24 protein-coding genes are annotated in these 26,897 nt (G+C 53.3%); 11 read left to right on the top strand and 13 right to left on the bottom strand.

Annotated features, from left to right (window positions below; genetic code table 11):
• Nucleotides 1-465 precede the first annotated feature (465 nt).
• The 6 genes from NSU01_RS05060 to NSU01_RS05035 form a co-directional block, all read right to left on the bottom strand.
• Nucleotides 466-972, bottom strand: coding sequence for a hypothetical protein (locus tag NSU01_RS05060; RefSeq protein ID WP_144026173.1), 507 nt, complete (start codon nucleotides 970-972; stop codon nucleotides 466-468).
• Between the two features lie 84 nt (nucleotides 973-1,056).
• Entirely contained in the window at nucleotides 1,057-1,980 is a 924-nt protein-coding gene (locus tag NSU01_RS05055; RefSeq protein ID WP_042133835.1) for an ADP-ribosylglycohydrolase family protein, read from the bottom strand.
• Nucleotides 1,977-2,351, bottom strand: a complete 375-nt coding sequence (locus NSU01_RS05050) for a hypothetical protein (protein ID WP_042133833.1) — start codon at nucleotides 2,349-2,351, stop codon at nucleotides 1,977-1,979. Before NSU01_RS05050 ends, NSU01_RS05055 begins: the two co-directional genes overlap by 4 nt.
• A complete protein-coding gene (locus NSU01_RS05045) occupies nucleotides 2,344-3,342 on the bottom strand; it encodes a Gfo/Idh/MocA family oxidoreductase (RefSeq protein ID WP_076247175.1) in 999 nt (332 codons plus the stop codon). The genes NSU01_RS05050 and NSU01_RS05045 overlap by 8 nt, the downstream gene beginning before the upstream one ends.
• 105 nt (nucleotides 3,343-3,447) lie before the next feature.
• Nucleotides 3,448-3,777 carry a nucleoside triphosphate pyrophosphohydrolase gene (locus tag NSU01_RS05040; RefSeq protein WP_144026174.1) on the bottom strand — a complete coding sequence of 110 codons (330 nt, stop codon included), beginning with the start codon at nucleotides 3,775-3,777 and terminating at the stop codon, nucleotides 3,448-3,450.
• A 668-nt stretch (nucleotides 3,778-4,445) separates the two neighbouring features.
• Nucleotides 4,446-5,162, bottom strand: a complete 717-nt coding sequence (locus NSU01_RS05035; protein WP_076247180.1) for a YceI family protein — start codon at nucleotides 5,160-5,162, stop codon at nucleotides 4,446-4,448.
• Between the two features lie 189 nt (nucleotides 5,163-5,351).
• Here NSU01_RS05035 and NSU01_RS05030 point away from each other — a divergent pair, with 189 nt between their 5' ends.
• The 4 genes from NSU01_RS05030 to NSU01_RS05015 all read left to right on the top strand — a co-directional run bounded on the left by NSU01_RS05030 (nucleotide 5,352) and on the right by NSU01_RS05015 (nucleotide 9,203).
• On the top strand, nucleotides 5,352-6,032 hold the full coding sequence (locus NSU01_RS05030) for a response regulator transcription factor (protein ID WP_039305880.1): 681 nt from the start codon (nucleotides 5,352-5,354) through the stop codon (nucleotides 6,030-6,032).
• Nucleotides 6,020-7,432 carry a HAMP domain-containing sensor histidine kinase gene (locus tag NSU01_RS05025; RefSeq protein WP_083705683.1) on the top strand — a complete coding sequence of 471 codons (1,413 nt, stop codon included), beginning with the start codon at nucleotides 6,020-6,022 and terminating at the stop codon, nucleotides 7,430-7,432. The genes NSU01_RS05030 and NSU01_RS05025 overlap by 13 nt, the downstream gene beginning before the upstream one ends.
• Before the next feature lie 98 nt (nucleotides 7,433-7,530).
• Nucleotides 7,531-8,025 carry a hypothetical protein gene (locus NSU01_RS05020; protein ID WP_076247182.1) on the top strand — a complete coding sequence of 165 codons (495 nt, stop codon included), beginning with the start codon at nucleotides 7,531-7,533 and terminating at the stop codon, nucleotides 8,023-8,025.
• A gap of 437 nt (nucleotides 8,026-8,462) precedes the next feature.
• Nucleotides 8,463-9,203, top strand: a complete 741-nt coding sequence (locus NSU01_RS05015; RefSeq protein ID WP_042133820.1) for a hypothetical protein — start codon at nucleotides 8,463-8,465, stop codon at nucleotides 9,201-9,203.
• An 83-nt stretch (nucleotides 9,204-9,286) separates the two neighbouring features.
• Here NSU01_RS05015 and NSU01_RS05010 read toward each other — a convergent pair whose 3' ends face one another.
• Nucleotides 9,287-10,189: a DUF6612 family protein gene (locus tag NSU01_RS05010; RefSeq protein ID WP_076247184.1), complete on the bottom strand. Its 903-nt coding sequence runs from the start codon at nucleotides 10,187-10,189 to the stop codon at nucleotides 9,287-9,289.
• Nucleotides 10,190-10,397: 208 nt separating this feature from the next.
• Here NSU01_RS05010 and NSU01_RS05005 point away from each other — a divergent pair, with 208 nt between their 5' ends.
• Nucleotides 10,398-11,855: an amidase family protein gene (locus NSU01_RS05005; RefSeq protein ID WP_076247186.1), complete on the top strand. Its 1,458-nt coding sequence runs from the start codon at nucleotides 10,398-10,400 to the stop codon at nucleotides 11,853-11,855.
• Between the two features lie 18 nt (nucleotides 11,856-11,873).
• Here NSU01_RS05005 and NSU01_RS05000 read toward each other — a convergent pair whose 3' ends face one another.
• Nucleotides 11,874-12,194, bottom strand: a complete 321-nt coding sequence (locus NSU01_RS05000) for a YciI family protein (RefSeq protein WP_052421675.1) — start codon at nucleotides 12,192-12,194, stop codon at nucleotides 11,874-11,876.
• Between the two features lie 13 nt (nucleotides 12,195-12,207).
• Nucleotides 12,208-12,765 (bottom strand): DUF1273 domain-containing protein, encoded by a 558-nt coding sequence (locus NSU01_RS04995; protein WP_076247188.1) that lies wholly within the window; start codon nucleotides 12,763-12,765, stop codon nucleotides 12,208-12,210.
• 248 nt (nucleotides 12,766-13,013) lie between these two features.
• Between NSU01_RS04995 and NSU01_RS04990 the strand changes: the two genes are divergently transcribed.
• From NSU01_RS04990 to NSU01_RS04975, 4 genes are all read left to right on the top strand, one after another.
• Nucleotides 13,014-13,751, top strand: a complete 738-nt coding sequence (locus NSU01_RS04990; protein ID WP_076247190.1) for a hypothetical protein — start codon at nucleotides 13,014-13,016, stop codon at nucleotides 13,749-13,751.
• A 291-nt stretch (nucleotides 13,752-14,042) separates the two neighbouring features.
• On the top strand, nucleotides 14,043-15,707 hold the full coding sequence (locus tag NSU01_RS04985) for a spore germination protein (protein ID WP_076247192.1): 1,665 nt from the start codon (nucleotides 14,043-14,045) through the stop codon (nucleotides 15,705-15,707).
• Between the two features lie 32 nt (nucleotides 15,708-15,739).
• A complete protein-coding gene (locus NSU01_RS04980) occupies nucleotides 15,740-16,843 on the top strand; it encodes a GerAB/ArcD/ProY family transporter (protein WP_076247194.1) in 1,104 nt (367 codons plus the stop codon).
• Nucleotides 16,836-18,035 carry a Ger(x)C family spore germination protein gene (locus tag NSU01_RS04975; protein WP_076247196.1) on the top strand — a complete coding sequence of 400 codons (1,200 nt, stop codon included), beginning with the start codon at nucleotides 16,836-16,838 and terminating at the stop codon, nucleotides 18,033-18,035. The genes NSU01_RS04980 and NSU01_RS04975 overlap by 8 nt, the downstream gene beginning before the upstream one ends.
• A 63-nt stretch (nucleotides 18,036-18,098) precedes the next feature.
• Here the strand turns inward: NSU01_RS04975 and NSU01_RS04970 are convergent, their stop codons facing one another.
• A complete protein-coding gene (locus NSU01_RS04970) occupies nucleotides 18,099-20,129 on the bottom strand; it encodes a beta-galactosidase (RefSeq protein WP_076247199.1) in 2,031 nt (676 codons plus the stop codon).
• A 118-nt stretch (nucleotides 20,130-20,247) separates the two neighbouring features.
• Here NSU01_RS04970 and NSU01_RS04965 point away from each other — a divergent pair, with 118 nt between their 5' ends.
• Nucleotides 20,248-21,084, top strand: coding sequence for a helix-turn-helix domain-containing protein (locus tag NSU01_RS04965; protein ID WP_076247201.1), 837 nt, complete (start codon nucleotides 20,248-20,250; stop codon nucleotides 21,082-21,084).
• A 906-nt stretch (nucleotides 21,085-21,990) separates the two neighbouring features.
• Here the strand turns inward: NSU01_RS04965 and NSU01_RS04960 are convergent.
• Nucleotides 21,991-22,905, bottom strand: coding sequence for a LysR family transcriptional regulator (locus tag NSU01_RS04960; RefSeq protein WP_042133800.1), 915 nt, complete (start codon nucleotides 22,903-22,905; stop codon nucleotides 21,991-21,993).
• Between the two features lie 150 nt (nucleotides 22,906-23,055).
• Between NSU01_RS04960 and NSU01_RS04955 the strand changes: the two genes are divergently transcribed.
• Nucleotides 23,056-23,292, top strand: coding sequence for a hypothetical protein (locus NSU01_RS04955; protein ID WP_144026175.1), 237 nt, complete (start codon nucleotides 23,056-23,058; stop codon nucleotides 23,290-23,292).
• A 28-nt stretch (nucleotides 23,293-23,320) separates the two neighbouring features.
• On the opposite strand, the gene NSU01_RS04950 is transcribed toward NSU01_RS04955, so the two are convergent.
• Nucleotides 23,321-25,333, bottom strand: coding sequence for a beta-galactosidase (locus NSU01_RS04950; RefSeq protein ID WP_339302644.1), 2,013 nt, complete (start codon nucleotides 25,331-25,333; stop codon nucleotides 23,321-23,323).
• Between the two features lie 214 nt (nucleotides 25,334-25,547).
• Complete coding sequence (locus NSU01_RS04945) at nucleotides 25,548-26,849, bottom strand: ABC transporter substrate-binding protein (RefSeq protein ID WP_083705686.1); 1,302 nt, start codon at nucleotides 26,847-26,849, stop codon at nucleotides 25,548-25,550.
• Between the last annotated feature and the right edge of the window lie 48 nt (nucleotides 26,850-26,897).

The following is a 26,897-nucleotide window of genomic DNA, read 5'->3' as shown; positions in this document are numbered from 1 at the left end:
TCGGTTTTTCGTACATTCGGCTCATTTACTCTATCGTCGGCACAATGTATTCGGTTTTTCGCATACATTCCGCTCATCAACCCTATCGTCGGCACAATGTAGTTCGGTTTTTCGTATACATTCGGTTCATTTACCCTATCGCTGGCACATTGTATTCGGTTTTTCGCATACATTCGGCTCATCAACCCTATCATTGGCATATTGTATTCGGTTTTTCGCATACATTCGGCTCATTTACCCTATCGCTGGCACAATGTATTCGGTTTTTCGTATACATTCGGCTCATTTACTCTATCGTCGGCACAATGTACTCGGTTTTTCGCATACATTCGGCTCATTCACTCTATCGTCGGCACAATGTACTCGGTTTTTCGCATATATTCGGCTCATCTCTACCTGTCTTTCTCTTAAGCCCCCGCCGAAAGGATCGCCGTACGTAGGAGTGCCGCTGCTCTCCGCTTCCGACTAACCGGAATTTCTCCGTGACTGTGTACCGGCTTTCCGCCGCAGCAGTGCTGCAATCCACGCTACAAGGATAACCAGTGCGATCCCGCCAGCCAGAATATAAGCATTATAGAACAGGTTGTTGGTATATTGATTGATCCAGCCGAAGCGGAATACGACGGAATCCTCATCTCTGGTGAAACCTCTCAGATGTACTCTCAACGCATCGACATATCCGGTTTCCAGCCAGATGGCGAGCGGCAGCACAATAAGCGCTGAGACGGCAATCAACAGACTTGGTATGCTGAATACGGATTTCATCCGGAATAATCGGTAGAGCACCATGCCCGCACTGCACAAAAGAATAATGCCAAACAGCCATCCCGCCGCAAGCATGATAATTCCCGGATTGCCGTTGCCGGATATCGTTCCGCCGGTTTTATATGTGAATGTCATCCCATCCGTCAATACTACCAGGATGATGTTAATCAGCAGCCATATCAGCAGTTTCCGCCAACCCTTGCCCATATCCATTCTCCCCTTTCCATAATTAAAAAAGGCTGAGTGCCCGTTATAGATGCGCTCAGCCTGCCTCATGCAGCCTATTTCCTTCTATTCCACCCGTTCTGTAAACAACCGGCCGGCGTAGTCACTGATCAGCTCACGCATGGCCAGCTTACTCCGCCATTCTGCCGGTATACCATCCAGCCCGTAATACGCTCCGGCGATCTGGCCGTAGACCGCCCCTGTGGTATCGGCGTCATTGCCCAGATTCACAGCGAGCAGTGCGCCCTCCGCAAAGCTGGAGGATTTGTGAAAAGCCCACAGTGCCGCCTCCAGCGACTCTACTACATATCCCGAGCCTTGGATATCAGGCGGCTCCTTGATCCGGTAGGAGCCATACTTAATATTCAGCATATGCGGCGTCAGGCTGTCTTCATTAAGCCAATCACGGTAAGCCTCCGGAGCCAGCATGTCCTGCTTGCTCCACCCGTGCAGTCCGGCAAGGATGTACGCCGCGAGCAGACGGCAGGCATCCAGACATTCAACTGCGCCATGCGTCGTTCTTGAACTGAGCGCCGCATAGCGGATAGCTTCTGCAGGATTCTCTGCGTAGTACATGACCACCGGCGCAAGCCGCATAATGGAGCCGTTCCCGGCAGAATGAGGATCCTCCGATCCGCTGAACCCTTCGCCGCCGGCTTCGAATTGATGCAGCGCTGCGCGTGTCGCATTGCCGATATCGAAACATTCGCCGGTACTGCTGAGCTCTCCTTCGCGGTACCACTTCACATAACGCTGCATCTGATCCACAGGATCAAATGCCTGCTTCGTAAGCAGACTCTCCGCAAGGCAGAGCGCCATTGACGTATCATCGGTCCACTGTCCCGGCTGGAGACCAAATACCCCGCCGCCGACAATATCCGTAAGCGGCTCAAAGGTTCCGGGTGCTTTGAACTCAGCGGTCGTTCCCAGCGCATCTCCAGCGGCCAGACCCTGCAGGCAGCCCTGGTAGCGGTCAGCATTCAATGTCATTTGGTTTCCCCCTTTTTCCTCCTTCTTACGCTTGCAGCTATACTATTGCTGATTAGAGCGATTACGGAGTACATGATGCCATAGAACAACGCACCGCTTCCGTCAAACAACACGTAGATGGATAACACGAACAGCGGCAACGGCAACAGGCATACCAGCAGGTTGAAACCCAGCTTAAGTCCCGAATCCGCAGCAAGAATCAGCACGGCTGTGGGATTCACCAGAACCAGCAGCAGCAGCCAGCTGCCAAGATCCTCCATTACCCCGGAACCGCCGCTTTGAAAATACGGGATCACCAGAAACAATACAAGATAGACTACAGTGTGAAGCAGAAGCTTGCGGGATAATGGCGTCAGGTTCAGTTTATTCACCGGGATACTTAAGCCCCCATTGTTCACGCACACCGTCCAGCAGCTTAAGAATCGCAACGGACTCATCCAGCGTCATCACCGGGCTTTCCGTCAGCCCTGCCTGGAGACAACGTCCCACTTCCTCAGCTTCAAAAGAATACCCGATCGAAGCACGGTCATCCTCAAAGGTCTCCACCAGCTCCCCGCCGATATACAGCTCAGCCGATTTCGGATTTACCAGCGTGCCTTTGACCACGATATAGCCTTCAGTTCCATAGACATAGGCTTCTTCATGCAGCTTCAGGCGAATCCCGCCGTTCAGGGAAGCCGACTTGCCATCCCCATAAGACAGCAGCAGGGAGAAGTGCTCGTCCACACCAGTCTCGCCGATATGTACGGTGCTGGAGACGGCTTCCGGGTGAGGTCCGAATACCATCGACGCGAAGGAGATGGGATAGATACCGACATCCAGCAGGGCTCCGCCGCCAAGGGCCGGGTTCAGCAGACGCCCCTCCGGATTCCAGTCCGCGCGGAAACCAAGATCCGCTTTGACCAGCCGCACTTCGCCGATGCACTCCGCTGCGAGCCATTCTCTAACCTTGGCATTGGCCGGAATATAGCGGCTCCACATAGCCTCCATCAGGAACAGCTTCTGCTGGCGGGCATACGCCACGATTTCTTCCAATTCTGCACTGTTCACGGTAAAAGGCTTCTCACAGAGCACGGCTTTACCGGCACGCAATGCGAGCAGCGCATTCTCTTTGTGGAACGGATGCGGCGTTCCAATATAAATCGCATCCACTTCAGGATCGCTGACCAATTCCTCGTAGGTGGCATATGCCACAGGGATGCCGTGATTTCGGGCAAACTCATCTGCGCTTTCCTGAGTGCGCGATCCAACCGCATAAGCCACACCATTGCTGGCATGGGCCAAATCTGTAGCGAACTGATGGGCGATCCAGCCTGTGCTGAGAATGCCCCATTTTATCGTGTAAGCGTTATCTTCTGTCATTAGTTAAATCCTCCTCTTAAATGAAACTTAGTCCCTATGATTCTATCAAAATGTGCCTGGTGTGTACATGTTGCCTGCTTCCCGCCGTCCGCCGGGTTAATACTATCAGCCCCTGTTCTCTACCTGCAGCAGCAGAATCCGGTCCTTGAACCCGCCGCGGCGCTCCGCTTTGTCAGCACGGATCTGTTCCAGAATACCGCTGTCCCCGCCATGGGTTACCGCCAAAGCCCGGATGACTTCCAGCAGATCCGCCAGCTCCTCGAGCGCCTGTCCGTCATTGTCCTCCCGTAGATACTCTGCCAGCTCCTCATGCAGCTTCGCACGCAGCTCCCGTATATATTCCTCCTCGTCCATGATTCTTGTCCTGCAGGTTTGCCCGTTCGCCGCAATCAGCGCCGGTATTCCGTCACGCACCAGTTTCGGATAATCAGCCAATTTCATTGTCTCCTTCGGGATGTATTGAATTTATAGACATTTTTATGTACGATCTGCGGATGAATCCAACTACAAATCATAATCCATTGAATCAAACATAATCCATTGAAGCCAGCTCATACTTCAGAGGTGAAGCATTATCACCAGCAGTCACACCAATTTCCCTTTGTTCTGCCGGGCAGTGCCGCCTTCGAAATGGAGGGTGAAGAGTTTGTTCCGGACCCGCAATAGGGCATAGAGATTTCTCCTCTAGTACACCATCAAATGTTCAACAAATCAACTCATCCGCCGGTGAAAAGGACTGAGAATCCTCTATTCCAGTTAATCAGATGTATTTGCTGGCCAAACGGACTCAGAATCCGTTAATTGATGGTTCACACCCTATCGGGCATAAAAAAACAAGATAAGTGATTCTCAGTCCGCTTGAGCTCCATAAAGAGGCTCTTGGAAGAAATAACGGCTTCTAAGTCCGGTTCATTCCATATAAAGATAAAGGCACTATATAGATTGAACCGGGAAAATTCCACTGTGGGGATTAGCCGTGCTGCAGAGAATGTTTGTCTTCCGGCCACTGTTAGGTTTGTATATATATCCGAACCAAAAACTCTCCCCGTCAGCCGCGAATCCGCAGTGACGGGGAGAGCTTCTTATTAAAATCTAATCCTATATTATTTGCTCAGTACAAGCTCCAGGCGGACCTCAAGGTTATTTTCGGTATCCAGCACAATCGAATGCGGATTGCTCATGCCGAAATCTTCAAAGGTAACCATGGTTGTGCCCGACAGCATTAGCTGTCCGCCGCTGTATACGGCCTGCGAGTCAAACGTAACATCCTTCTCTATCCCCTTGACTGTCATCGTACCCTGGAGCTCAACCGGCACCGCTGTGCCCTCCGTCCATTCCGCCGGAAGCTCCGAGAAGGAACTCACGGTAAATGTGGACTCCGGGAACTCCGTCACTGCCAGGAAGTCAGCTCCCTTGACATGCTCGTCCCGCTGGCCGTTGCCGGAATCCAGCGCACTCATCTCTACGGTTCCTTCGCCCGTCATTGAGCTGGCATCCTCCAGGTTCACATTCCAGTTTCCGGTAACGGAAGGGTCTACAAAGTTAACAGTTTCTTTGGAAGTTGTCACGGACCAGTAGACTTTGGACGTATCCGCAATGCTCCAGGCACCGTTCAGCTGCTCTGCCGTAACTGCAGCACCAGTCGCTGCCGCCGCGTTTGCAGTTCCCGTCTCCTGGGTTTCAGTTCCCTGATTCTGCGCAGGAATAACAGATTCGATCTCAACATTATTGCCCAGGCTATTGTTAAGTAACATGAATGCTGTGATGGCTCCTGCGATAACGACTACGGCTGCGATTAAGGCGATTGTTTTCTTCTTCATCTTATTCCCTCCATCCAATTCTCTGTATGCCCTATTAGGCTTGGTTCCCATTCTAACAAAGCAATATGTCGGGAAGAAGTCAAAGCACACCGGCCCGCAGTATGGTAGAATTGTCATAATTTTAACTAACACATAGCCGTAGCCCCGGGAGAAGCATTCCCCGCCGGGCCTGATAAGGAGGCTGAATAGATGAAATCCATTCTGATTGTTGAGGATGAGGAGGCGATTGCCCGGGTGCTCAGTGCTTATCTGCGAAAAGCGGGCTTCCACGTCACCCGTGCCGCCGACGGCCGGAGTGCCCTGGAAGCCTTCGAGGTGGCGCCGCCCTCGCTGATTCTGCTCGATATTATGCTGCCGAACATGGACGGCTTCGAGCTGCTCGGACTGATCCGCGAGAAAAGCAGCTGTCCTGTCATTATGCTCACGGCCAGGGACGGCATCAATGACCGGCTGGCGGGATTGGACGGCGGGGCCGACGACTATATGTCGAAGCCGTTCATTCCCGAGGAGGTTGTCGCCCGCGTGAACGCGGTGCTGCGCCGCCCCTCGCAGTGGTCGGACGGCAGCCGCAAGCGCCATTTCGGCAGCCTGTTCATTGATTACTCTGCGCGCAGTGTGTTCCTGAACGGGGCTGAGGTCAGCCTTAGTCCGCGCGATATGTCCGTGCTGCTGTTCCTGGCCGAACGCCCGAATCAGATCTGCACCCGTGACCAGCTGCTGGAGCATGTATGGGAAATGGATTACGAAGGAAGCGACCGGGCCGTTGATCTGTCCATCAAAAGACTGCGCCAGGCGCTCTCACACTGGCCGGACAGCGAAGGAGAGATCCGTACCCTGAGAGGAACAGGTTATCAATTATGGACAACATGAACAACAGAACAAAGAAACCCACTTCGATCCTCTCCTACTGGACCGTCCGTTACCTGCTGATTATCAGTATCGGGCTGCTGCTGACGGCGCTGGTAACCTTCTGGTGGATTCAGCAGGAAGCGATGAACAACCGGATGCAGACCACCGGCCTGCTGGCCCAGGAGATTGCCGACCGCAGCGTCGGCACGGACGGACAGCTCGCCATCACCCAGGGCCTCGACAAGCTGGTCGAGGACCGCAAGCGGTTCTTCAAGGTAACCATGGAAATGTGCGTGATCATTACCGGACCTTCGGGCGAGCTGCTGTATTCCCAGCCTCCTCTGACGGCTGAAGAGATGCGGCATAAGCTGAATGATACGCTGACGGATTCCCGCAGCCCGGAATTCAAGGCCGCCGCTGCGCAGATCCAGGGAGATCAGGGAACGCTCGGGCAGGTAATCGTCCTGCAGTCCAAACGTTCCCTGCGTCATATCCCGCAGGAAGAGATCACCTTCTTCTCGATCATCATTGTCTTCCTGATCATTTTAAGCTGGCTGACGATCTACCTCTTGTCGATCAAGCTGGCCAAGCCGATTCAGCGGGTCGCTGCCGCTGCTGCACAGATCAGCGGCGGCCAGTATAACATCGTGCTGGAGACCGGAGCCAAGGAGCGGGAAATCCATGAACTGCTGGTATCCTTCCAGGAGATGGCGGGCAAGCTGCAGCAGTTCGAGCAGTCCCGGGCCGTCATGCTGGCCGGAGTGTCCCATGAACTGAAGACCCCGGTCACCTCTATTAAAGGACTGCTTCATGCGGTCCGCGAGGGTGTGGTCGAGGGAGATGAGGCCGGGGAATTCCTCGATATCGCCTTACTCGAAGCCGAGCGGCTGCAGCGCATGGTCGCGGATCTGCTCGACTATAACGCGCTGACAGCGGGCATTGTCGCCGTCCGTCATGATAGGCTGGAGGCCGCTCCGCTGCTGGAGGAAATCCTCTATCAATGGAAGCTGACCCAAGGCGAGGATGTCTGCGAGCCCATCCTTCATCTGCCGGAGAGCCGGCTGTTTCTGCGGGGAGATCCGCTGCGTATCCAGCAGATTATCGTCAATCTGCTGAACAACAGCGTGCAGGCGAAGGCACAGGACCGCAAGCTTCAATTAACGCTGGAGCTTGCGGCCACGCCTCAGGGCAGCGCCGAAATTACGGTGACAGATAACGGATCGGGTATTCATCCGGAGAGCCGGGAGCTGATCTTCGAAGCCTTCTTCCGCAGCACTGCCAAGCAGAGCGTGCTGCGCGGACTCGGGCTAGGCCTGACCTTCAGCAGGCTGCTCGCCGAAGGCATGGGCGGCAGCCTTAAGCTGGGCAGCGCCCCGCAGCAGGGCTGCTCGTTCGTGCTGCGGCTGCCGCTTGCCGGTTGAGCCGGCTTAAGGGCCGTAACAGTTCCGGCAGGCTATATAGTCCACTGCCCGCCGGCATGGTATAATCAACTGACGAAAATGCGAACCGGAGGCTGCATATGCTTACTTTTGAACAGAAATTAGCTATTCTTGATTCCTACCCCCAGCTGGAACGGCGGAATGTCTCGCTTGGGCGGGTGAACTACCACTTCGAGGAGAGCCGGCATGACAAGAAGACCGTCGCTTCCCATCTCCACCCGAACGGCAACGGCTTCGTCTATGCCGGCCTGCTGCGTGGCTATGAGAGTGATGACAAAGGTCTGGTGAACATCAGGGATTATTCGGAAGCTGAACTGCGGGAACTGGTGGATGCTTCGATTACGTCTCTATCCATGTTCATTCCCGATGCCCCTGCTCCGGCCAAAAGAAAGAAAAAAGCGCAGACTGGTACTGAATCTCTATGGAAGAATGAGGATGGCCACACGCTGAGTCTAAGATTCGAGGAAGATCTGTGGTACCTGTATGCAGGCCTCCAGCTGGAGATGGCCTTCGAAACCGTAGAAGAAGCCGAGGAGTATTTGGCGGAAGAGGGATTTGTCCGGGAACAGGAGTAACTTCCTGATTACCCGCCAGCTTTCCTGTAAGGTACATTCAACGCAAAGCCTGTAAACCGCATTTTATCTGCGGAATACAGGCTTTTTAAAATCCTGCCCATAATACAACATTCCCCTCGTAATCCCGGCTATAATCGGAAATTGTTGTACAAAAGGCAGCATTCCTCTTCCCACATAGCATGAAGCGGGACAATTCTTGTATTTCATACAACAATCTGTCCGAACACCCAGGGATTTAGGAAGCTAAGTTGTACTACGTACAACAATTAAGCCCATTAAGCCTAAACCCTATGAAACATAAAAATTCCAGGTTCTCCCGGCAACGAATCCGGTATGGGCGGTTTATGTCTTTGGCAAATTTATAGTATTTATAGGGCAACCCCCTTATACTATAGCCAATGCTATGATTTCCATATTTTTCTTAAGGAGGATGAGCAATGAACAATCCGGAAGGCGGAGCGCCCTTTACGAATCCCGGAGGACCAAATTCAGATAACGGGCAACCGCAGCCCCAGCGCAGAACATCCGGGCAATGGGACAATCTGCTCCAGGATGAACGCGTCAGGCAGGCTAAGCAGGTCAGTAAACAGTACTGGGGATTCTTCTTGAGTGCTCTAACCCGTCCTTACAGTACGATGAAAGAGGTCCAGGCCGCCCAATTATTGAACAGTCTGATTACATTTGGACTGACGGTAATACTGTCAGCACTATATTTTCTCACCTGGTTCATCAAATGGGATATCTCGCCAATCATAGGCCCCGGATTTCTGAAGCCGCTTCTATTAACGGCTGCAGGAATTGCCGTTGGCTGCGGGACTACTTATGCCGCACTCCGGCTGGAGAAAGTCAGCTTTGATCTCAAGCTGCTGATCGCAAGATTCGGCACTCTGCTCGTTCCCGCTGTAGCGCTGCTGGTTCTGGCTATCCTGTCGCTGATCCTCAGCCTGTATTCCTTCTCGGTTCTCCTGCTTATTCTGTCCTTTCTTTTCGTCTTTGTCAGCATCAACACCGTGGCGTTTCAATATCCGCTAAACACCTCCAACCGCGGAATCGATACCCTATACCTGATTGCCACTGCAAACGTTGCAACCGGATATATATTCTACAAGCTGGTAATTTCGGTATTGGCCGGAGCAGCCTACGGACTGTTCAACAGCATGTCCCCCTTTGGCCTGTAAACATGTAATCAGCATTGCCATGACCAAACAGGAGGACCCGGTGTACGGGTCCTCCTGTTCTGCATGATTTATATTGGGGCCTGTTACTGGGTTGCCGGCATTTGAGCCTCCTGCGCCTCCAGAGCTTCCTGCGGAACCTTGATCTCCGTGATCTTGTTATGATCGCTAATGGTTGCCTTCATCTTCATATCCATCGAGACGGTCTGTTCACCGCTGCTCATATCCATGACCAGATTAACATCCGATGAAGTCGGGAAATAAGTCTTCTTGTCCACGGTGTAAGCGATGTTCATGCTCTTGATATTCATCTGCTCCATCATCGCAGTCATCTGGCTGTCTACACTTCCGCTCTGGTTCAGATAGCTCTTCGCCAGATTCTTGACTTCTTCGCCAGATACTTCTGCTGTTATCAGATAATTGTCACCTTCCTCGGTGATTTTCGTCTGGTCAGCAATTTGGTTGAACTGCTCCAGCTGCTTCTCAGGATTTGCAGACTGCTGCATGGCAGCGGTCAACTGCTCAGTCATCGCAGCCGGCATCTTAACCCACTGCCCGTTCGTCAGCGAGAAGAAACCGTCTGCGGTTACATACTGCTCCATCTTCTGTTCTCCCTGGCCTGCCAGAGTCATAACGATCTCCTGATGCATTTCCAGCGGATCTTTAGTATATTCAGCTTTCACTGCCATCTCAATGGCTTGTTCCTGATTGGTTTCGCCCTGCTTAACCACCATATTCTGCTGAATTTGCGAGTTCATGGCGAAGCTCTTCAATTCCGATTGTGCAGCAGCCGTCTTCTGCAGCAGTTCCTCCAGAGCCGGAACGCCGGCGGATGTCTGTTCGGCTGGGGCTGTAGTGGCGGTAGTACCGGCAGCTGCTGCCGGGGCTTCAGAAGCATCAGCAGCCGGCTGAGCCGTTTCATTGTTGCCGCATGCGGTTAAGGCAGCAGACAGAATAACCCCCATGAATAATGCAGTCCATTTTCTCAAGTTGTAATCCTCCTAATCGTTATTGGCAAGATGTGTTAGTGCATGTCAACTATTAACCACGGGAGATACGCCTCTAACATTTCTTTAAGAACTAACATGAACTGTAAGAGTAACCCGGACAGCAAAAACAACACTATGAAGACAGGGAAAACTATGGTTAGATGAAGGAGAAAACCTATAACCTAGAGGGAAAGAAGCGTGAACCCGCATGAGTTTTGAAATCGTAGAGGCTACCCTACCGGAGATTCAGGCCGCTCTGGATTCCGGAGAAATCACTTCCAGACAATTAGTCCTTATGTATCTTGAACGCATTGCAGATCATGACAAAAACGGCCTGACGATCAATTCCGTGCTGGAGATTAATCCGGATGCGCTGTTCATCGCTGAATCCCTGGACGTGGAACGACAGCTTCAGGGGTCCCGGGGACCGCTGCACGGTATACCGGTATTGCTGAAGGACAATATCAACACAGGGGATAAAATGCATACCAGTGCGGGTTCGCTGGCTTTGGCGGATTCTTTTGCGCAGGAGGATGCCTTCATTGTTACCAGGCTGCGCGAAGCCGGGGCGATTCTTATGGGCAAGGCCAACATGACGGAATTCGCCAATTTCATGACGAACGGTATGCCCTCAGGCTTCAGCTCCCGGGGTGGTCAGGTGCTTAACCCTTACAATATCTCCACGCCGACAGGCGGCTCCAGCGCCGGCTCTGCAGTGGCGGTTGCCTGCAATTTCTGCGCCGTGTCCGTAGGAACGGAAACCTCAGGCTCGATCCTCAATCCCGGCAACCTTGGATCGGTCATCGGCATCAAGCCCACTGTGGGAATGATCAGCCGCTCCGGCATTCTTCCGCTCTCCAATACGCAGGATACCGCCGGACCTATGGCGAGAACCGTCCGCGATGCTGTACTTCTGCTGAATGCCCTGCTTGGACAGGACGACAGCGATGCCGCAATGGGTACGAATACAGGCAGACTGCATGCGGATTATACGGTCTTCCTCGATGCAGACGGCCTGAAGGGTGCGCGCATCGGGATTCCGCGGGATTATTATTTCGAGGAGCTTACAGACGAACAGCTCGCGCTGTTCAATGCCTCAGTGGACAGAATGCGCGAGCTCGGGGCGACCATTATTGATCCGGCTGAGATTACAACTGCACGGGAGATCAGCTATTCCTCAGTGGTGCTGAATGAGTTCAAAACCTCACTTAACGCCTATTTGGCAAAACTGGGCCCGGGCGCTCCCATGCGAACCCTGAAGGATATCATTGATTTCAATCATGCCCATCCGGTAGAGACACTGAAGTTCGGGCAAGCCACCCTGCTGGATGCCGAATATACCACCTCCGGCACCCTCACGGAGCCGCAGTATCTGCGTGACCGTGCGACGGATCTGCGGCTCTGCAAGGAACTGGGTATCGATGCCACTATGCGGGAGCATCAGCTGGATGCCCTCTTATTCCCGGCTGACTTCGGCGCACGAATCACGTCAAGAGCCGGTTACCCGTCCATTGTAGTACCGTCCGGCTACACATCGGCTGGCGCTCCCTTTGGAGTAACCTTCTCGGCACGGGCTTATGAGGAACCGGTGCTCATCCGGCTGGCTTATGCCTACGAACAGAATTACAAGGTCCGCAAGGCGCCTTCGCTGCAGAGCTTCATCTAAAATCCTCTTGTAAGCCGCCTAATCGGCGGCTATGCCCATGTGCCTGTTGCCTTCATGGGACAGGCCCCAGGTGCGTAGTTCATAGCTGCGGATACCCGATAGTACATAGGGGTCCCGCCCGGCAATCTCTGCTGCCTCTTCACGGGAAGCGGCGCGGATAATGACCATTCCGCCGGGACTGTCACTGAAGGGCCCGCACAGCACCAGCTGTCCACTGCGCTCCAGCTCCTGCAGATGTCTGACATGCGCCCGGATGATATCCATATCTCTGCGGTCCTGTGCAGTCGGGCTCAGCAATATTACATAACAAATATCCTCTTCAGCCTGCTTTTCACTCAACCTGCTCTCCTCCTCATTCGTAACCGCGCTGGCTCTCTTCGTCGGCAATGTTCTGAATCTCCTCGGCATGCATCAGATAGAGTTCATAATCACCTTCAGCATGCAGCTTCATTGCCCGTTCCTTGGTGAATTTCGCACTGCCTTCCGCAGCATCCTCGTCGTAGAACAGCAGAATCCCGTCGCTTTTGCGGAACAGCAGATCATCTCTCGCCCTGAACTGCCAGCTGCCGTCATAGGGTGCATTACTCACAGCTCCGTAGTAGTCTGCTCCGGCAATAATACGGCGGTATTCATTCTGCTTCTCTTCCTTCCACTTCTCTTCCGGGGCTGCATGGGCTGTAATGATCCCCAGCTTCAGTCCGGGGTATTGCCGTTTCAGCTCAAGCACAACCTCGCAGGCCCATAGATCGACGCCGTATTGGCCGGGAGTGATAACCCACTCCACCCCATCTTCTATCAGCGGAGCGAGCCGGTTGGCGAGCGCTTTTTTGATATAAGGAATCCCCTGATGTTTGCTGTCGTAAATCCCGAGCTCATGCGCACGGTAGCCTGTTACCAGTAAGGTTTTCATGTGCTGCCTCTTTCCTGAACGCTTCATTCCTGTTCTCTGTCAAATCCACTCTATTATGCATTATATAACATTTCACCAAGCGATACTTCCGGGAAAGCTCTGCCTAACTTTAAGCCTGTTTTCAGGAGCGTCTGATATATTGTCCTCCAGGACAGTGTTAAACCTAATCCCAGGCTTTTTATGCCAGCATTATACGACAACAGGCGATGAAGTTTATACACACCATACAGTTTAGGAGGACTATGAATATGAAAAAACATGTGCCTTATATGATGGCCGGCAGCCTGCTTGCTGCGATCCTGCTTGCCGGCTGCAGCTCGGATACAGCTCCGGCGGCGGCAACCTCAGGCGATGCTCAGACAGCCCAGACCCAGAGCGGCAGCAAGGCGGCTCAGCCGGACGGGACTGCCGGGGCAGGCGCGAACCGGATGGACCGGGCCGGAATGAATATCGGCAAAATCAAGAGCATCAGCGGAAACACCATCACAATCTACACCGCTGATATGCCGGCACGGCAGCAGAACGGCGGAGAGGGAACCGCACCGGAGGGCGGGGCAGCGGCTCCCGGCAACGCGGCAGGCGCCCAGGCGGAGGGGCAAGGTACTCCCCCTGAAGGCGGACAGCCCACAGACGGGGGAGGTAAGGACGCTGCGCAGGGCGGCGGACGTCAAGGCGGCGGCATGATGGGTGGCGGCATGATGCAGAACTTCTCCGAAGAGACCACCGATATCACAACCGGAAGTGATACCCAGTATGTATCGGTCACCTTCGACAACGGCGCTCAGACGGAGACAGCACTCTCCCTGTCCGATCTGAAGGCTGACGACATTATCCAGTATACGCTGAAGACGGATACTGCCGAGGCAGAGAAAATCACGCTCAGTACAGGAGGCTTCGGCGGTGGTGGAATGGGCGGCGGCGGACGGGGTCAAGGCAAGGCACCGGCAGGCGATGCCGCGGCAAGCGGCTCGGCTACCGGCAAGTGACGGTAAGAGCCCGCCTCCAGTAGTCCGGTGACCCGGTGTTCGGTAATTCCGGAGGCCATCACGTCAGCCATCTCCCGATTCATACGGACTGTATGGCGTCCGATACCTGGCGGAGAGGCGGCACCCGTCATTCCATTAAATTCTTATCTATAAATAAAAACCGGATGCGCTTCCACATGAGCGCATCCGGTTTTTTATTTATATTTTTCAGAGAAATGACTAAATCGAAGCAAACTTTGGAAAACTTCATTAACACGGATTCTTAATTTCTGCGGCTGGGGGATGATCAGATTGCTTGCTACCATTGTATCCTATATACCCGGCTGGGCAATCTTTGGTCAGGCGGGTGTTGCGCTGCTCATTCCGCTCGTCCTCGGATACCTGTACAAAGCTTTGTACCTGCTGGTAGGGAGCGGGCGGGGACAGTCTGGCTACGGCACCAAGACCGTTCCCCGGTCACAAACACAGTCTGCAGCTGGGGCAAAATCTGGCACACCGGCTTCAATCCCCTTCAGCGGCAACTATACTACCGACCTGCTGGCGGTGAAGAACGCTATCGGTGCCAACAGTGACCTGCATATCCGGGAATTCACGATCGCGAATGGCGGAGGCCGGGGAGCGCTGATCTACGTAGACGGCATGCAGAATGACAGGATTCTTAATATGCGGATTATGCAGTTCCTGATGTACGAGATACCCGCCGGCCCGGTGTCTTCTGCAGAGATTGCCAACCAGCTGCTGCCCTTCAGCCAGCTTAATGAAGCGGACAGTGTGGAGAGCTTCAATAAATCTGTCCTCTTCGGCCACACGGCCCTGCTGATTGAAGGATTGCCCGGTGGTCTGCTGATTGAGCTGCCCGGAGGAGCCAACCGCACGATTGGGGAGCCGGTCTCTGAGGCCCTGCTGCGCGGGCCTAGACTGGGCTTCTCTGAAGTATTAAGCGAGAACACCTCCATGCTCCGGCGCCAGGGCTTCAGTGACCAGCTCGAGATGAAGACCTACCGGGCAGGCAACACCATTCAGCGGGATATAGTCCTGGCCTATATGAAGGATATCGTTAACCCCGAGCTGCTGGAGGAGGTTACGAACCGCATCCGCAAAATCGATATCGATTTCCTCGCCGAATCCGGCTATATCGAGCAGCTGATTGAAGACAACTATCTCAGCCCCTTTCAGCAGGTCCAGGATACTGAACGGCCGGACAGGGTCATTAGCGCCCTCTTGGAGGGACGGATTGCGATTCTGCTGGACGGAACACCGTTCGCACTGATTGTACCGGTTACCTTCAGTATGCTGCTGCAATCGCCGGAGGATTATTATGAGCGGTGGCTTCCCGGCACACTGCTGCGGCTGCTCCGTTTTGCATCGGCCTTCCTGGCGCTGATGGCCCCGTCCCTGTATATCTCGTTCATCTCCTTTCATCCGGGGCTGATACCGACGGAGCTGGCGATCAGCATCATTAAGACCCGGCAGGGTGTGCCTTTTCCTTCATTAATTGAAGTGCTGATTCTGGAAGTCGCCATCGAGATTCTGCGGGAAGCCGGCATCCGGCTGCCGAAGCCGATCGGCCCGGCCATGGGTATCGTCGGCGGTCTGATCATCGGGGATGCTGCAGTTCAGGCGGGCATCGTCAGCCCTTTTCTGGTCATAGTGGTTGCTGTCACGGCTATCTCGTCTTTCGCTATTCCCATGTACAGTGCGGGAATCACACTCCGGCTGCTGCGCTTCGCCGGCATGCTGTTCGCAGCAGTGCTCGGAATGTACGGCACCATTCTATTCTTCCTGCTAATCTGCTGTCATCTCACCAAGCTCAAAAGCTTCGGTGTACCTTATCTGACGCCGGTATCCCCTTTCCGGCTGAGTGATTGGAAAGATCTGTTCCTGCGTGCTCCGATGGCTCTGATGAAACGCAGACCGGTGATGATGAAAACCAAACAGGATAAACGAAAATCATAACCGCGCCTGCGCGCAAGGAGGAAGAGGACTTAATGTTCGTACGCACCGATGATAAAATCACGGCTACACAAGCGGCCGTTTTCTTGAACAATACATTGCTTGGCGCGGGGATTCTTACGCTTCCGCGCAGTGTGAGCGAATCAGTCAAAACCCCTGATTCCTGGATATCTGTCCTGCTAGGCGGAGCCATTGTGATGCTGGTTGTATTCATTATGGTGAAGATCAGCCAGCAGTTCCCGGGCAAAACTGTATTTCAATATGCCGCTCAGATTACAGGCCGGGTATTCGGCGGATGCCTGTGTTTGCTGCTGGTTCTTTATTTCATCATTATTGCCGGCTTTGAAATCCGCACGCTGGCCGAGGTCACCTTGTTTTTTCTGCTGGAGGGAACCCCCATCTGGGCAGTCATCCTTCCTTTTCTCTGGCTCAGCACCTATCTGGTATACGGAGGCATTAACTCTATTGCCCGGGCCTTTACGATTGTGTTCCCGATTAGCATTATGATACTGCTCATTTCCTTTATACTCAGCGTACGGCTGTTTGATATCAACCATCTGCGTCCCTTGCTGGGCAACGGATTGCCTCCTGTATTCGCAGGGATGAAATCCACTGTGCTCGTATTCACCGGTATAGAAGTTACGATGACACTTGTAGCATTCATGGAGAAGCCCAAACTGGCGGTCAAAGCCATGCTTGGAGGCCTCGCGGTCTCGCTGGGGCTCTATTTCCTGACCGTGATCATGGTTATCGGGGGCATTTCCGTTAATTCCGCCATCACCAGTACCTGGCCTACCATCGATCTGATGCGCAGCTTCGAGGTGCCCGGTTTTTTCTTCGAGCGTATGGAATTCCCGTTCATGGTCATCTGGCTGATGCAGATGTTCTGCAACTTCAGCAGCTTCTTTTTCCAGTCCACGCTTGGCATTTCACAGATCTTCAAGATTAAGGTTCATCCGATTATTTATGCCATGGTTCCCGTTCTGTTCCTATCGGCGATGCTGCCCAAATCCATGACCGACCTGTTCGCACTCGGGGATGCCATCGGCAAAATGGGGATTGTTCTGTTCCTGCTGCTGCCTGTGCTGCTCTCGGTTATCTGGCTCATCCGTGTGAAGGGGCTGAAGCAGCATGTGTAGACGGAGATTCTTCCTTATGCTGTGCTGTCTGATGCTTCTCGCCACTCAGACCTCCTGCTGGAGCAGCAAGGAGATTGAAGATCTGGCGTTATACTCCGGCCTGGCTCTGGATGTCGGGGAGCCCACCGTGACGGAGCAGGCGCTGGAGGATCAGGGGGCGACTTATCCCAAACGGAATACAATTACAGCCACCATACAGCTCGTTCCGGCAAATTCCGTAGGAGGGACAGGTCGTCAGAGCAGCAGTAGTAGTAGCAGTGATGCTCCCTATCTGAATGTAACGGGCACAGGAGATTCTTTGCTGGAAATATTCCGCCAGTACTCGCTCCGCCTGGACCGGCCGATTATCGGGCATCACCTTAAGGTTATTGTGGTCACGACCGAGCTGCTTAAGCAGCAGAAAATAAATCAGTTAATGGACTTTGTGCTTCGTGATAATGACATCCGCCCCAGTACGATGGTGTTCTTAAGTCAAGGCCAGGCAGTGGAGACGCTGGTTTCCAAACAAAAAAATCAAATTCCCTCATTTCATATCAGGGATATGATTCATAATCAGAGACGGACAAGCAAGGTGCTGGACCCGGTCATTTTATCCAAAATGGATGCCCTGATGTATTCCAAACGAAGCTTTGCGCTGCAGAACCTGGTGACAGCCAATGGCGAAGTAGAATTCTCGGGTGCCGGTATTATTAAAGGAGATACAGGTCACTGGGTAGGAATGCTGAATCAGGAGGATACCGAATGCCTGTCCTGGCTCACCAACGAGGGCAAGACCGGGGTCATCAAAACCCACGACTGGAACAATCAGCCGATGACCTATGAAATGAAGGCTATGAAAAGTAAAATCACTGCCGTCACCGACGGCGGCAATCTGGCCTTTGACGTTAAAATCACAACGGAAGGAAGGCTCAGCGAAACCTGGAACGCCGAGGAATACCCTTCCGCCACAAAGCACGCACAAAAAGCAGAAAAGCTGTTCAAGGAAAAGCTGGAGCAAATGATGCAGGCGCTGATTCAGAAGCTGCAGTCCGACTACAAGGCCGATGTCGCCGGATTCGGCGACAGGCTCAGTATCCAGAAGCCGGCATTATGGAGAAAGTCAGAGGATCACTGGGATGATGTATTCAGCCGGACCCCCATTCATATCAATGTTGATCTGAAGATTACAGACTTCGGCTCTTTTACCAATTAGAAACGGCAAAATGCCGCCGCCCTAAGGACACGGGCGGCGGCATTGCATTATGAGATATTGAATTTATTGTTTATCCGACAGAATCATTACTCCGCGGCCCGGCACTACAGTGGAACCGCTGCATTTCTTGCCTGTCAGCAGATCTGTCCGCTCGCCGGTGCCGATATCTGCACTAAGCTCCTCTGCGGAATGATTCAGCAGGAACAGGTAGGATACGCCTTCCTTCACCCGCTGAACGGATTCAATGCCTTCCGGCGCATTCACCAGCGGGACAATGCCGTTCTCTGCGCTCACCGTAGCCAGGAATGCGCGCAGGAACGCAGCATCGGGACTGGTGGCTACATAATAGGCTTTGCCTTCGCCGAAGCGGTTCACGGTCAGGGCCGGCATCCCCTTATAGAAGTCAGTGCCGTACTGTGCAAGTACTTCCGCACCTTCGGAATGAATCAGATCGCAGAGCAGACCGCAGGAATAGGAACGGTTAAGCTGACCCCATTCCTGGTTCATCACAATTTCATTGCGCATATCCGGCAGCAGGGCATCAATCTCTTCAGCCCAGATGCCCAGCACCTTGCGCAGCTCGCCAGGGTAGCCTCCAACGGTAACCAGATCGTTCTCGTTAACGATACCGCTGAAATAGGTTGTAATGAACGTTCCGCCCGCTTGAACGAAGGCTTCCACCTTCGCGGCAAACCCCGGTTTGATCATATACATCACCGGTGCGATTACAACCTTGTACTTCGTTAAGTCCTCTTCTACGCCAATCATATCCGCTTCAATATTCTGCTGATACAGTGCATCATAATAGCTGTGAATTTCCTTCACATAATCCAGTGCAACGGTCGGGCCGCTGGATAGATCAAGCGCCCAGCGGTTCTCCCAGTCATAGATAATCCCGATCTGCGCCGCACTGCGCGCATCCAGCAGCTCATCGCCCAGCTGCTCCAGCTCCCGGCCAAGCTCGGCACATTCACGGAATACCCGGGTATGCTCATGTCCGACATGCTCAATGACCGCACCGTGATACTTCTCGCATGCACCGATAGACCGGCGCAGCTGGAAGAACAGCACTGTATCTGCGCCGCGCGCCACCGCCTGATAGCTCCACAGGCGCATCACACCCGGACGCTTCACGGAATTGTAAGGCATCCAGTTCTGCTGGCTTGGTGTCTGCTCCATCAGCATGAACGGCTGGCCGTTCTTCAGCCCGCGCATAAGGTCATGCGTCATAGCTGTATGGCTGACCGGTGTATCCAGCGCCGGATAGTTGTCCCAGGAGATAACATCCATATATTTGGCCCATTCGAAATAGTCCAGCTCCGGATAGAAGCCCATCAGGTTAGTGGTAATGGGAATATTCTTGCTGTGTTCCCTGATTGCGGCATGCTCAAGCTTATAGCATTCCAGCAGGCTGTGGGACATGAATCTGCGGTAATCCAGCGAAATCCCCTGGAAGTTCGTCCGGTTGCCGTTCCACTCTTCACTGAGCTCGTTCGGGACTACGATCTCTTCCCAGTCATAGAAGGTATGGCCCCAGAAACGGGTATTCCAGGCTTTGTTCAGCGCATCAAGTGATCCGTAACGCTCCTTCAGCCAGACGCGGAAGGCCGCTTCAGACTGCTCGGAATAATCATATCCGCCGTATTCATTGGAGATATGCCAGATCAGCAGCGCCGGATGATCCTTGTAGCGTTCCGCCAGCTTGCCAGCCAGCCGTGCAGCATATTCACGGTACACCGGGCTGTTCGGATTAGAGTTATGGCGTCCGCCGAATTTGCGCTTTCTGCCCTGGACATCCACCCGCGTAACCTCTGGATAGCGGTGAGCCATCCAGGCCGGATGCGCCCCGGTTGCAGTAGCCAGACATACATAGGTTCCATTCTTATATAGACGGTCGATTAATTCATCCAGACCGCTGAAATCATACGTATCTTCGGACGGCTGAAGCGTTGCCCAGTTGAACACATTGATCGTAGCGACATCGATCCCTGCAAGCTTGAACATCCGTTCATCCTCTGCCCATACCGGGGCATCCCACTGCTCCGGGTTATAATCTCCACCATACCAGATCTTCGGCAATTTCTCGTTGATCATACTTTGCACATCCTTTATAGTATAAGTATATTCTTATTTTAAGCATTAAAATAAGCGCTTTATATATAAAATAAAAAACCTATCATATAATAATATGGAACTACAGGAGTTGACATTTATGCCAGTTAGCACCGTGCGCAGAATCGTGTTCGCCCAGGAGAGCGGCCAGCAGCTTCCGATTGCCCTGGATAGTATGGGCTATAACCCCGATCAGGAGAAAGTCTCCCGCCCGCAAGGCTATCATACCTATCACTGGCTGCAAACCGCGTACGGTGAAGGCATCATTCATTTCGACAACAAAAAAATAACACTCGCTGAAGGCAGCGGCATTCTGCTGATGCCGGGTATGCCGCACGGCTATGAATCCCTCTCTTCCGAGGTATGGTGCACCTATTATCTCACCTTCGGCGGGACTTCAGCCCGGCATATTCTGGATTCGCTCGCGATGAATACCAATCTTCTGTACCGCTGGGAGAATGAATCACCGCTCCGCCATATGCTGAAGGAGATGCTCGACCGCCATGACACTTCCGGAGACATGTTCAACCTAGGTGAATCGACCGACGCCTACCGTTTCCTGCTGACGCTGAACAAGTACGGGCAGCTGCACAATAACACAGCGATCTCCCGCAATGTGGACAAGCTGCAGCCGCTGCTGAAATGGATGGACAGCCACTACGGCGATCCCGAGGTCGGTCTCTATGATCTCGCTGGCCAGCTCGATGTATCCGGGCGCTATCTGAACAGCCTGTTCCTGCAGACGTTCGGCCTCTCCCCTTATGCCTATTTCGTCCGGCTGCGAATCCGCAAGAGCAAGGAGCTCCTTGTCACCCAGCCTGCGCTTACGGTAAAAGCAATCTCACAGCGCGTCGGCTTCCGCGACGTCAGCCACTTCGTGGCTACGTTCCGCAAGCAGTCGGCGATTACGCCGGAGCAGTTCAGGAAGCTGCATTAATTCTCCCGCCCAATCCGGGACAAGCACTTTGGTTATATGATTTATCTGGCCTGATTTCGGTACCGCATCCCTTCCAGACTGACAGCCCCCAGATTTTCAGTTTCTCCTTACTCTCATAGCGAAAAAAGCTTCTGTCCGGCTTTATACGTCCACGTATCTCCGGCTTCGTCGTATGTCCAGTTCTCTATCTTCCCCATATCCCGCGTCGCAAGTTCAAGTTCAGTGATAGTTGTATTCTGTACAATTAAAAACAGCGAAAAGGTATGCTTGTCTCTTATAACTGTAGTCTGTACAACTATATTTGCCCGATTGGTGAAAATGAAGGTTCAAATGGCCGTTTAATTGTACGAAATACAACTAAACGGATAATCGGTTGTAAATCAGACGATTTAGTTGTACGAAGTGCAATTAAGCATATCTCACCCCATACCGTAATCGGGTCACTGTAAACGATTGGGCGGGACGAATAGGTGCGCCGGGTATAGGCGTAGATGATGACTTTGGTGAGCCTTTCAGGAGGGTAGCTGTCGCGGCCGCCACCGGGAATAGGCAACGTCAAAGAGGGTGTCGTTCAGCCGGTTGACGGCTGCACTCACTATACGAACGAGGTGGTTCAAAGGTGAGTCCCCTGAAAGCTTTCTGTAGGAAAGCTCATTTCGAAAGCATTCGCAGGCTCCGGATTGTCTCCGCTAAGTGAAATGAAAAAAAGTCTGGAGAGCACAGCGCCCCAAACAACGGTCCGTTCGCAGAGCGTCCATCCAAGTGCTCACGTTGATCCTGCTTAAAAACAGAGGGCTATCCCAAAGCCAATATATGGATTTCGGGACAGCCCCAAGAAAGATAAAGGAACACCTTGCCCACAATCTCCAGAAGGATGGACCAGGTACATGCGGTATGCTTCATCTGTCACTTAACAGTTCTGCCGCTGTCCGCCGTCATATCTGCCCCGCTCACCGCTTCAGGCAGCCCTGCCTTAAGCTCCTCTATGAACTCCCGGAAAGCACTCGTCATATAGAGATCGCGCCGCCGGATGAACACCGTCGGGACCTCCGCATACTTCTCCGGGAACGGATAAATGCGGATGCCTTCCGTTACATTCATCCGGGTGAAATAGGATAAAGGCAGCACCGCATAGCCGATTCCCGCTTTCACGCAGCCGAGGAGTCCCTCCATCGTCCCGAATTCCATCACCTTGCCCAGCCGGCCGCCCTCTTCGGCGAGCCATTTCTCCAGCCTGCTCCGGTACAGGCACTCTGAATTCAGCATCAGCAGTGTCTTGTCATGTACAGAGCGGATGCCCTGATAATCCATCGTATCCGGAATGACAAGTCCGATCCGCTCATGGATGAGCAGCTCCTGGACAATCTCCGGATGCTCAACCGGTCCGTCGAGAAAGGCTCCGTGCACGGTATGCTGCAGGACAGAATCAATAAGCTCCCCCGCCCGTCCCACCTGCAGATGAACTTCAACATCAGGGTAACAGACCCGGTAAGCGGATAGGATGGCAGGCAGCCGTACAGCAGCCGTCGTATCCGAGCCGACCGTTATTGAGCCTTTGGGTACCGGCGAATCCAGCACCGCCTGTTTGGCTTCGTCCAGCAGCTTAAGTATCCTGACCGTATATTCCATGAACGTCTGTCCCGCTGAAGTCAGCGTGATCCCCCGGCTATGACGGTAGAAGAGCGGAGTCTTCAGCTCCTGCTCCAATTGCTGAATTCTGGCTGTCACATTCGACTGCACATAGTTTAGGCTTTGGGCTGCTTTAGAGATACTACCTTCTTCAGCAACCGCCTGAAATACTTTAAGAAGACCCATATCCATACCGCATCTCTCCCCCGGATCACCCATCAGCCACAGTGATGGCCACCATCATTTCCCTTCATTATACATGATCCGCTTCGCAGATTATGATGAAAATATAAAAGAAACACTCTGCCTCTGCCGGATGGCACAAACTAATAAGGAGTGATTATGATGGGAAATAAACAATGGAATTTCAAGATCCCCGGGAACCCGGATGGTAAAGAATTAACTATAGATACGAATCAAATCACAACGGTCTATGACCTGCTGGACATGCTCCGGCAAGAAGAGCTTCAGACTCCGCAGAAGGAACAGCAGCCAGGATTGAATCCTCCGCAATCCAGAGCAGTGGTAATCCCCTTGATCTCGCGCATGCTGGACAAGAGACGGCATCCTTCCGCCTGAGTGTCAACACCCCGCCAAGCTTCAGCCTTCAGCCGTGAGTCTCCAGAATTTCTACACCATATGCCGCAAGCTCTACCGGACCAGATATCGGGGTACCGGTAAGAGCGCTGCGGTAGAGCCTGTCTAACCCCACCGTCTGAGACGTCCGGCTGAGATTCAGCAGAAACAGCAGCTCTCCCTTTGATCCTGTGCGTGTGAAGGCCTGCACGCCGTCCGGCAATTCCGGGAACAGCGTTAGTCCCGCATCCGGTGCGATATCACCCAGAAGCTTCATCCAGTAACTCTCCTCCGCATGGGTGCCGATATAATAAACCCTGCCCGCCCCGAAGCGGTTCACCGTAACCGCAGGAGCACCGGCAAAGAAATCATCCTCATACCAGGCGATCGCCTCGGCTCCCTCCGGCCGCAGAATGTCGCACCACTGGCTGCATTCATACCGGGTTCCGTCAGAGCCGCGAAGCAAGTGGACCTCGCCTCCGACCGGATCATATTCCTCCACCGTTACGCCCGCCGCCCGGGAGAAGAGTCCCGGCAGCGGCTGCATCATACAGATGTTGTTCATATTCTTCACACCGCTGCGGCTGGTAAGGATTACTGTACCGCCTCCTGCTGCAAAGTCCTCCAGCAATTGCGCGGCTGCTTCATCATGCAGATACAGGCTTGGGGCAATCACCAGCTTGTACCCCGCTAGCGGCTGCCGCCAGCCGATGATATCACAGCCGATACCATGCCTGGTCAGCGCCCGGTGGTACTGCTTAATGTTCTCATAGTAGTCCAGCCCTTCCGCCTGGGGCTGAATACGCAGCGCCGCCATCTGCTCATGTGAATACAGGATAGCCGCCTGGCTAATAACCCGGGTCCCCTCCAGCAGCGGAGCCAGACCGTTCACCTCGCTGCACAGCTGCGCGAATTCGGCAAATCTCCGCCCGGGCACATTGCTGTGGTCAATCAGCCCGTGCCAGAACTGCTCAGCTCCGGCAGCCGCGCTTCTCCAGCGGAAATGCACCACGGTATCCGCACCTCTGGCAATTGCCTGCCAGCTGTACGCGCGGATGAGCCCCGGATAAGGTGTCCGCCACATCGGGAACCAGCAGCCCGGCGGACCGCTGAGCTGCTCCATGATCCAGAAATTGCGGCGTTTGATGCCCCGGGTCAGATCCAGGGATAACGCCCCGCTGTATGGCGCGGTCGCCTGCTTCTGCGGTGAGGGGTTCGGATAATAGTCGAAGGACGCGACATCAAGATCCTCGGCCAGCCCGTGCATATCCAGCCGCTGCGGATAGCTGTGGAAGTTATGGGTGATGAAGTGCTGCGGGCAGATCGCGCGCAGCACCTCCGTCTGCGTCTTCTGGAAGGCAACCGCCGCCTCCCACTGGAACCGCTGGAAATCCAGCAGCATCGAAGGGTTCTGGAACGGCGAGCCGCCATAAGGAACCGTCAGTTCATCCCAGCTGCTGTACTCCCCGCTCCAGACCACAGTTCCCCACTCTGCATTCACTTGTTCCGTGGTGCCGTACTTCTCCCGGACCCAGCTGCGGAACGCCAGGTTGCAGCTGTCACAATGGCAATCCAGCATGCCGAATTCATTGTCCGTCTGCCAGCCGGTGACAGCAGGATGGCTGCAGTAATGAAGGGCCAGCGCTTCAACAATCCGGGTGCCATACTTACGCAGCGATGCGCTGTTGTAACAGCGGTGTCCGCGCACGCCCGGATGGTACACGCCTCCATCGGCATATACCGGCAGCACATCCGGGTAAGCGGAGGTCAGCCAGCGCGGCGGTGTCGTTGTCGGCGTCCCGATGACAATCTGAATCCCATACGCATGGAACAAGTCCAGCGCCCGGTCCAGCCAGGCGAAATCAAACTTCCCTTCCTCCGGTTCAAGCCGGCTCCAGGCAAACTCCGCGACCCGGACTACTTTGACTCCGGTTTCCTTCATTAGCCCGATATCGCTCTCCCACATAGACTCGTCCCAGTGCTCGGGATAATAGTCCACACCGATCTGCACCTTGCTGTAGTTGTTCAGCTCCATAACCTCCATCAGCTCCCTCTCCTCATTCATGCACAGACACTTTATAAATAGAGTATATCTCAGCCAGCCGCCTGTTTTCTGGATAACCCAAAGGACGCCCCCGCCTCACCTCATATGCTGAGATAGACTGGAGCGTCCTGGCAAATCCACTTTATCCGGGTTAGGTCCCTAGAAGGACTCTCTGTTTAGTATTACATTAGAATGATTTGCTTGCAGGTACTGATTATTTCTTCAGCTTGTCCCAACCCGCCTGCATGCCTTTTTCCCAGCCGGCTTCATCCACTTTGCCCGCGATCAGCTCTTGGATGCTGCTTGCGAATTCTTGAGTTACACCATCAGGGAATTTCGAAGCCTGCAGACCGTAAACTTTACCTTCTTGAACATAGTTCCATACATCGGAACCAAGCTGGCCTACATCTTCAGTTGTTACTGGAATAGTCGACAGGGCAGGGATGAATTTCCACTTTTTAGAGATATATTCTTTACCCATGTCAGAAGTTACGAGCCAGTTCAGGAAGGTTTTAGCTTCTTCCTTAGATCCGGAATCCTTGTTTACGACCAGGTTCGCCGGAACACCTACAGACAGCTTATCGTTCAACTCAGGATCGTCACTGATTGGCATAGGGAACATGCCGATGTTCATGTCAGGCGTAATGTTATCAACCAGCGTCTGCGCCCAGTTTCCTTCTTGCATCATGGCAACTTCGCCATTAGCGAACATAGCCAGGTGCGTGTTGGCATCGGTAGTCAAAGGATTCTTCTGTCCGTATTTCACCGTCAGGTTAAGCAGGTTGCTCCAGTCCTTGAACTTCTCGTTGCCTACGATGGTGGAAGTTCCGGCATTCAGGCCGCTGATGAATTCATCCACATTATCCTGCTGTGCAAAAGCTACGCTGATGCCCTGGATACCCAGCAGCCACCATTCCTGATATGCGTTGCCGAAAGGAATAACGTCGATCGCCTGCAGCTTTTTAGCCGCTTCTTCCAGCTCAGTGATCGTTTTTGGCGTTTCAGTGATACCGGCTTTCGCGAACAGGTCCTTGTTGTATACATAACCGATACCTTCAAGGTTCATCGGCATACCATAGGTTTTACCGTCTCTGGTCATAGGCTCTGCAGCCAAAGGAATCAGATCCTTGACCCAAGGCTGATCGGACAGATCCTCGATCTTGTCTCCCCACAGATCGAATTCAGCGTAACCGCCGTTGGAGAAAATATCTGGAGCGTCGCCGGAAGCGAACTTAGTCTTCAGGGCTGCCGCATAGTCAGCGCCGCCGCCGACAGTCTGGATATCCAGCTTAATGTTAGGATATTCCTTCTCGAACTCAACCTTAAGCTCGTTGAGGCCTTCTACGATTTCGGTTTTGAACTGGAAAATCTTAACCGTTTTCACTTCACCGGAGTTGCCAGCGCTTCCATTTGATGCATTATTTGAAGCGGTATTGTTGTTACCGCCGCATGCTGCAAGCACGACAGACATCAGCATGACGCTGGACAGCATCACTGCAGAGCGTTTTTTCATCATTTTTATTTCCCCCTTGAATAAGTTAACTGCTTAATATGTGGAACGGGA

The sequence above is a fragment of the Paenibacillus sp. FSL H8-0259 genome (genome assembly GCF_037963255.1).
Lineage (GTDB): Bacteria > Bacillota > Bacilli > Paenibacillales > Paenibacillaceae > Paenibacillus_AQ > Paenibacillus_AQ phytohabitans.
The sequence above is the reverse complement of the archived record's forward strand: the minus strand, read 5'-3'. Positions and strand labels throughout refer to the sequence as shown.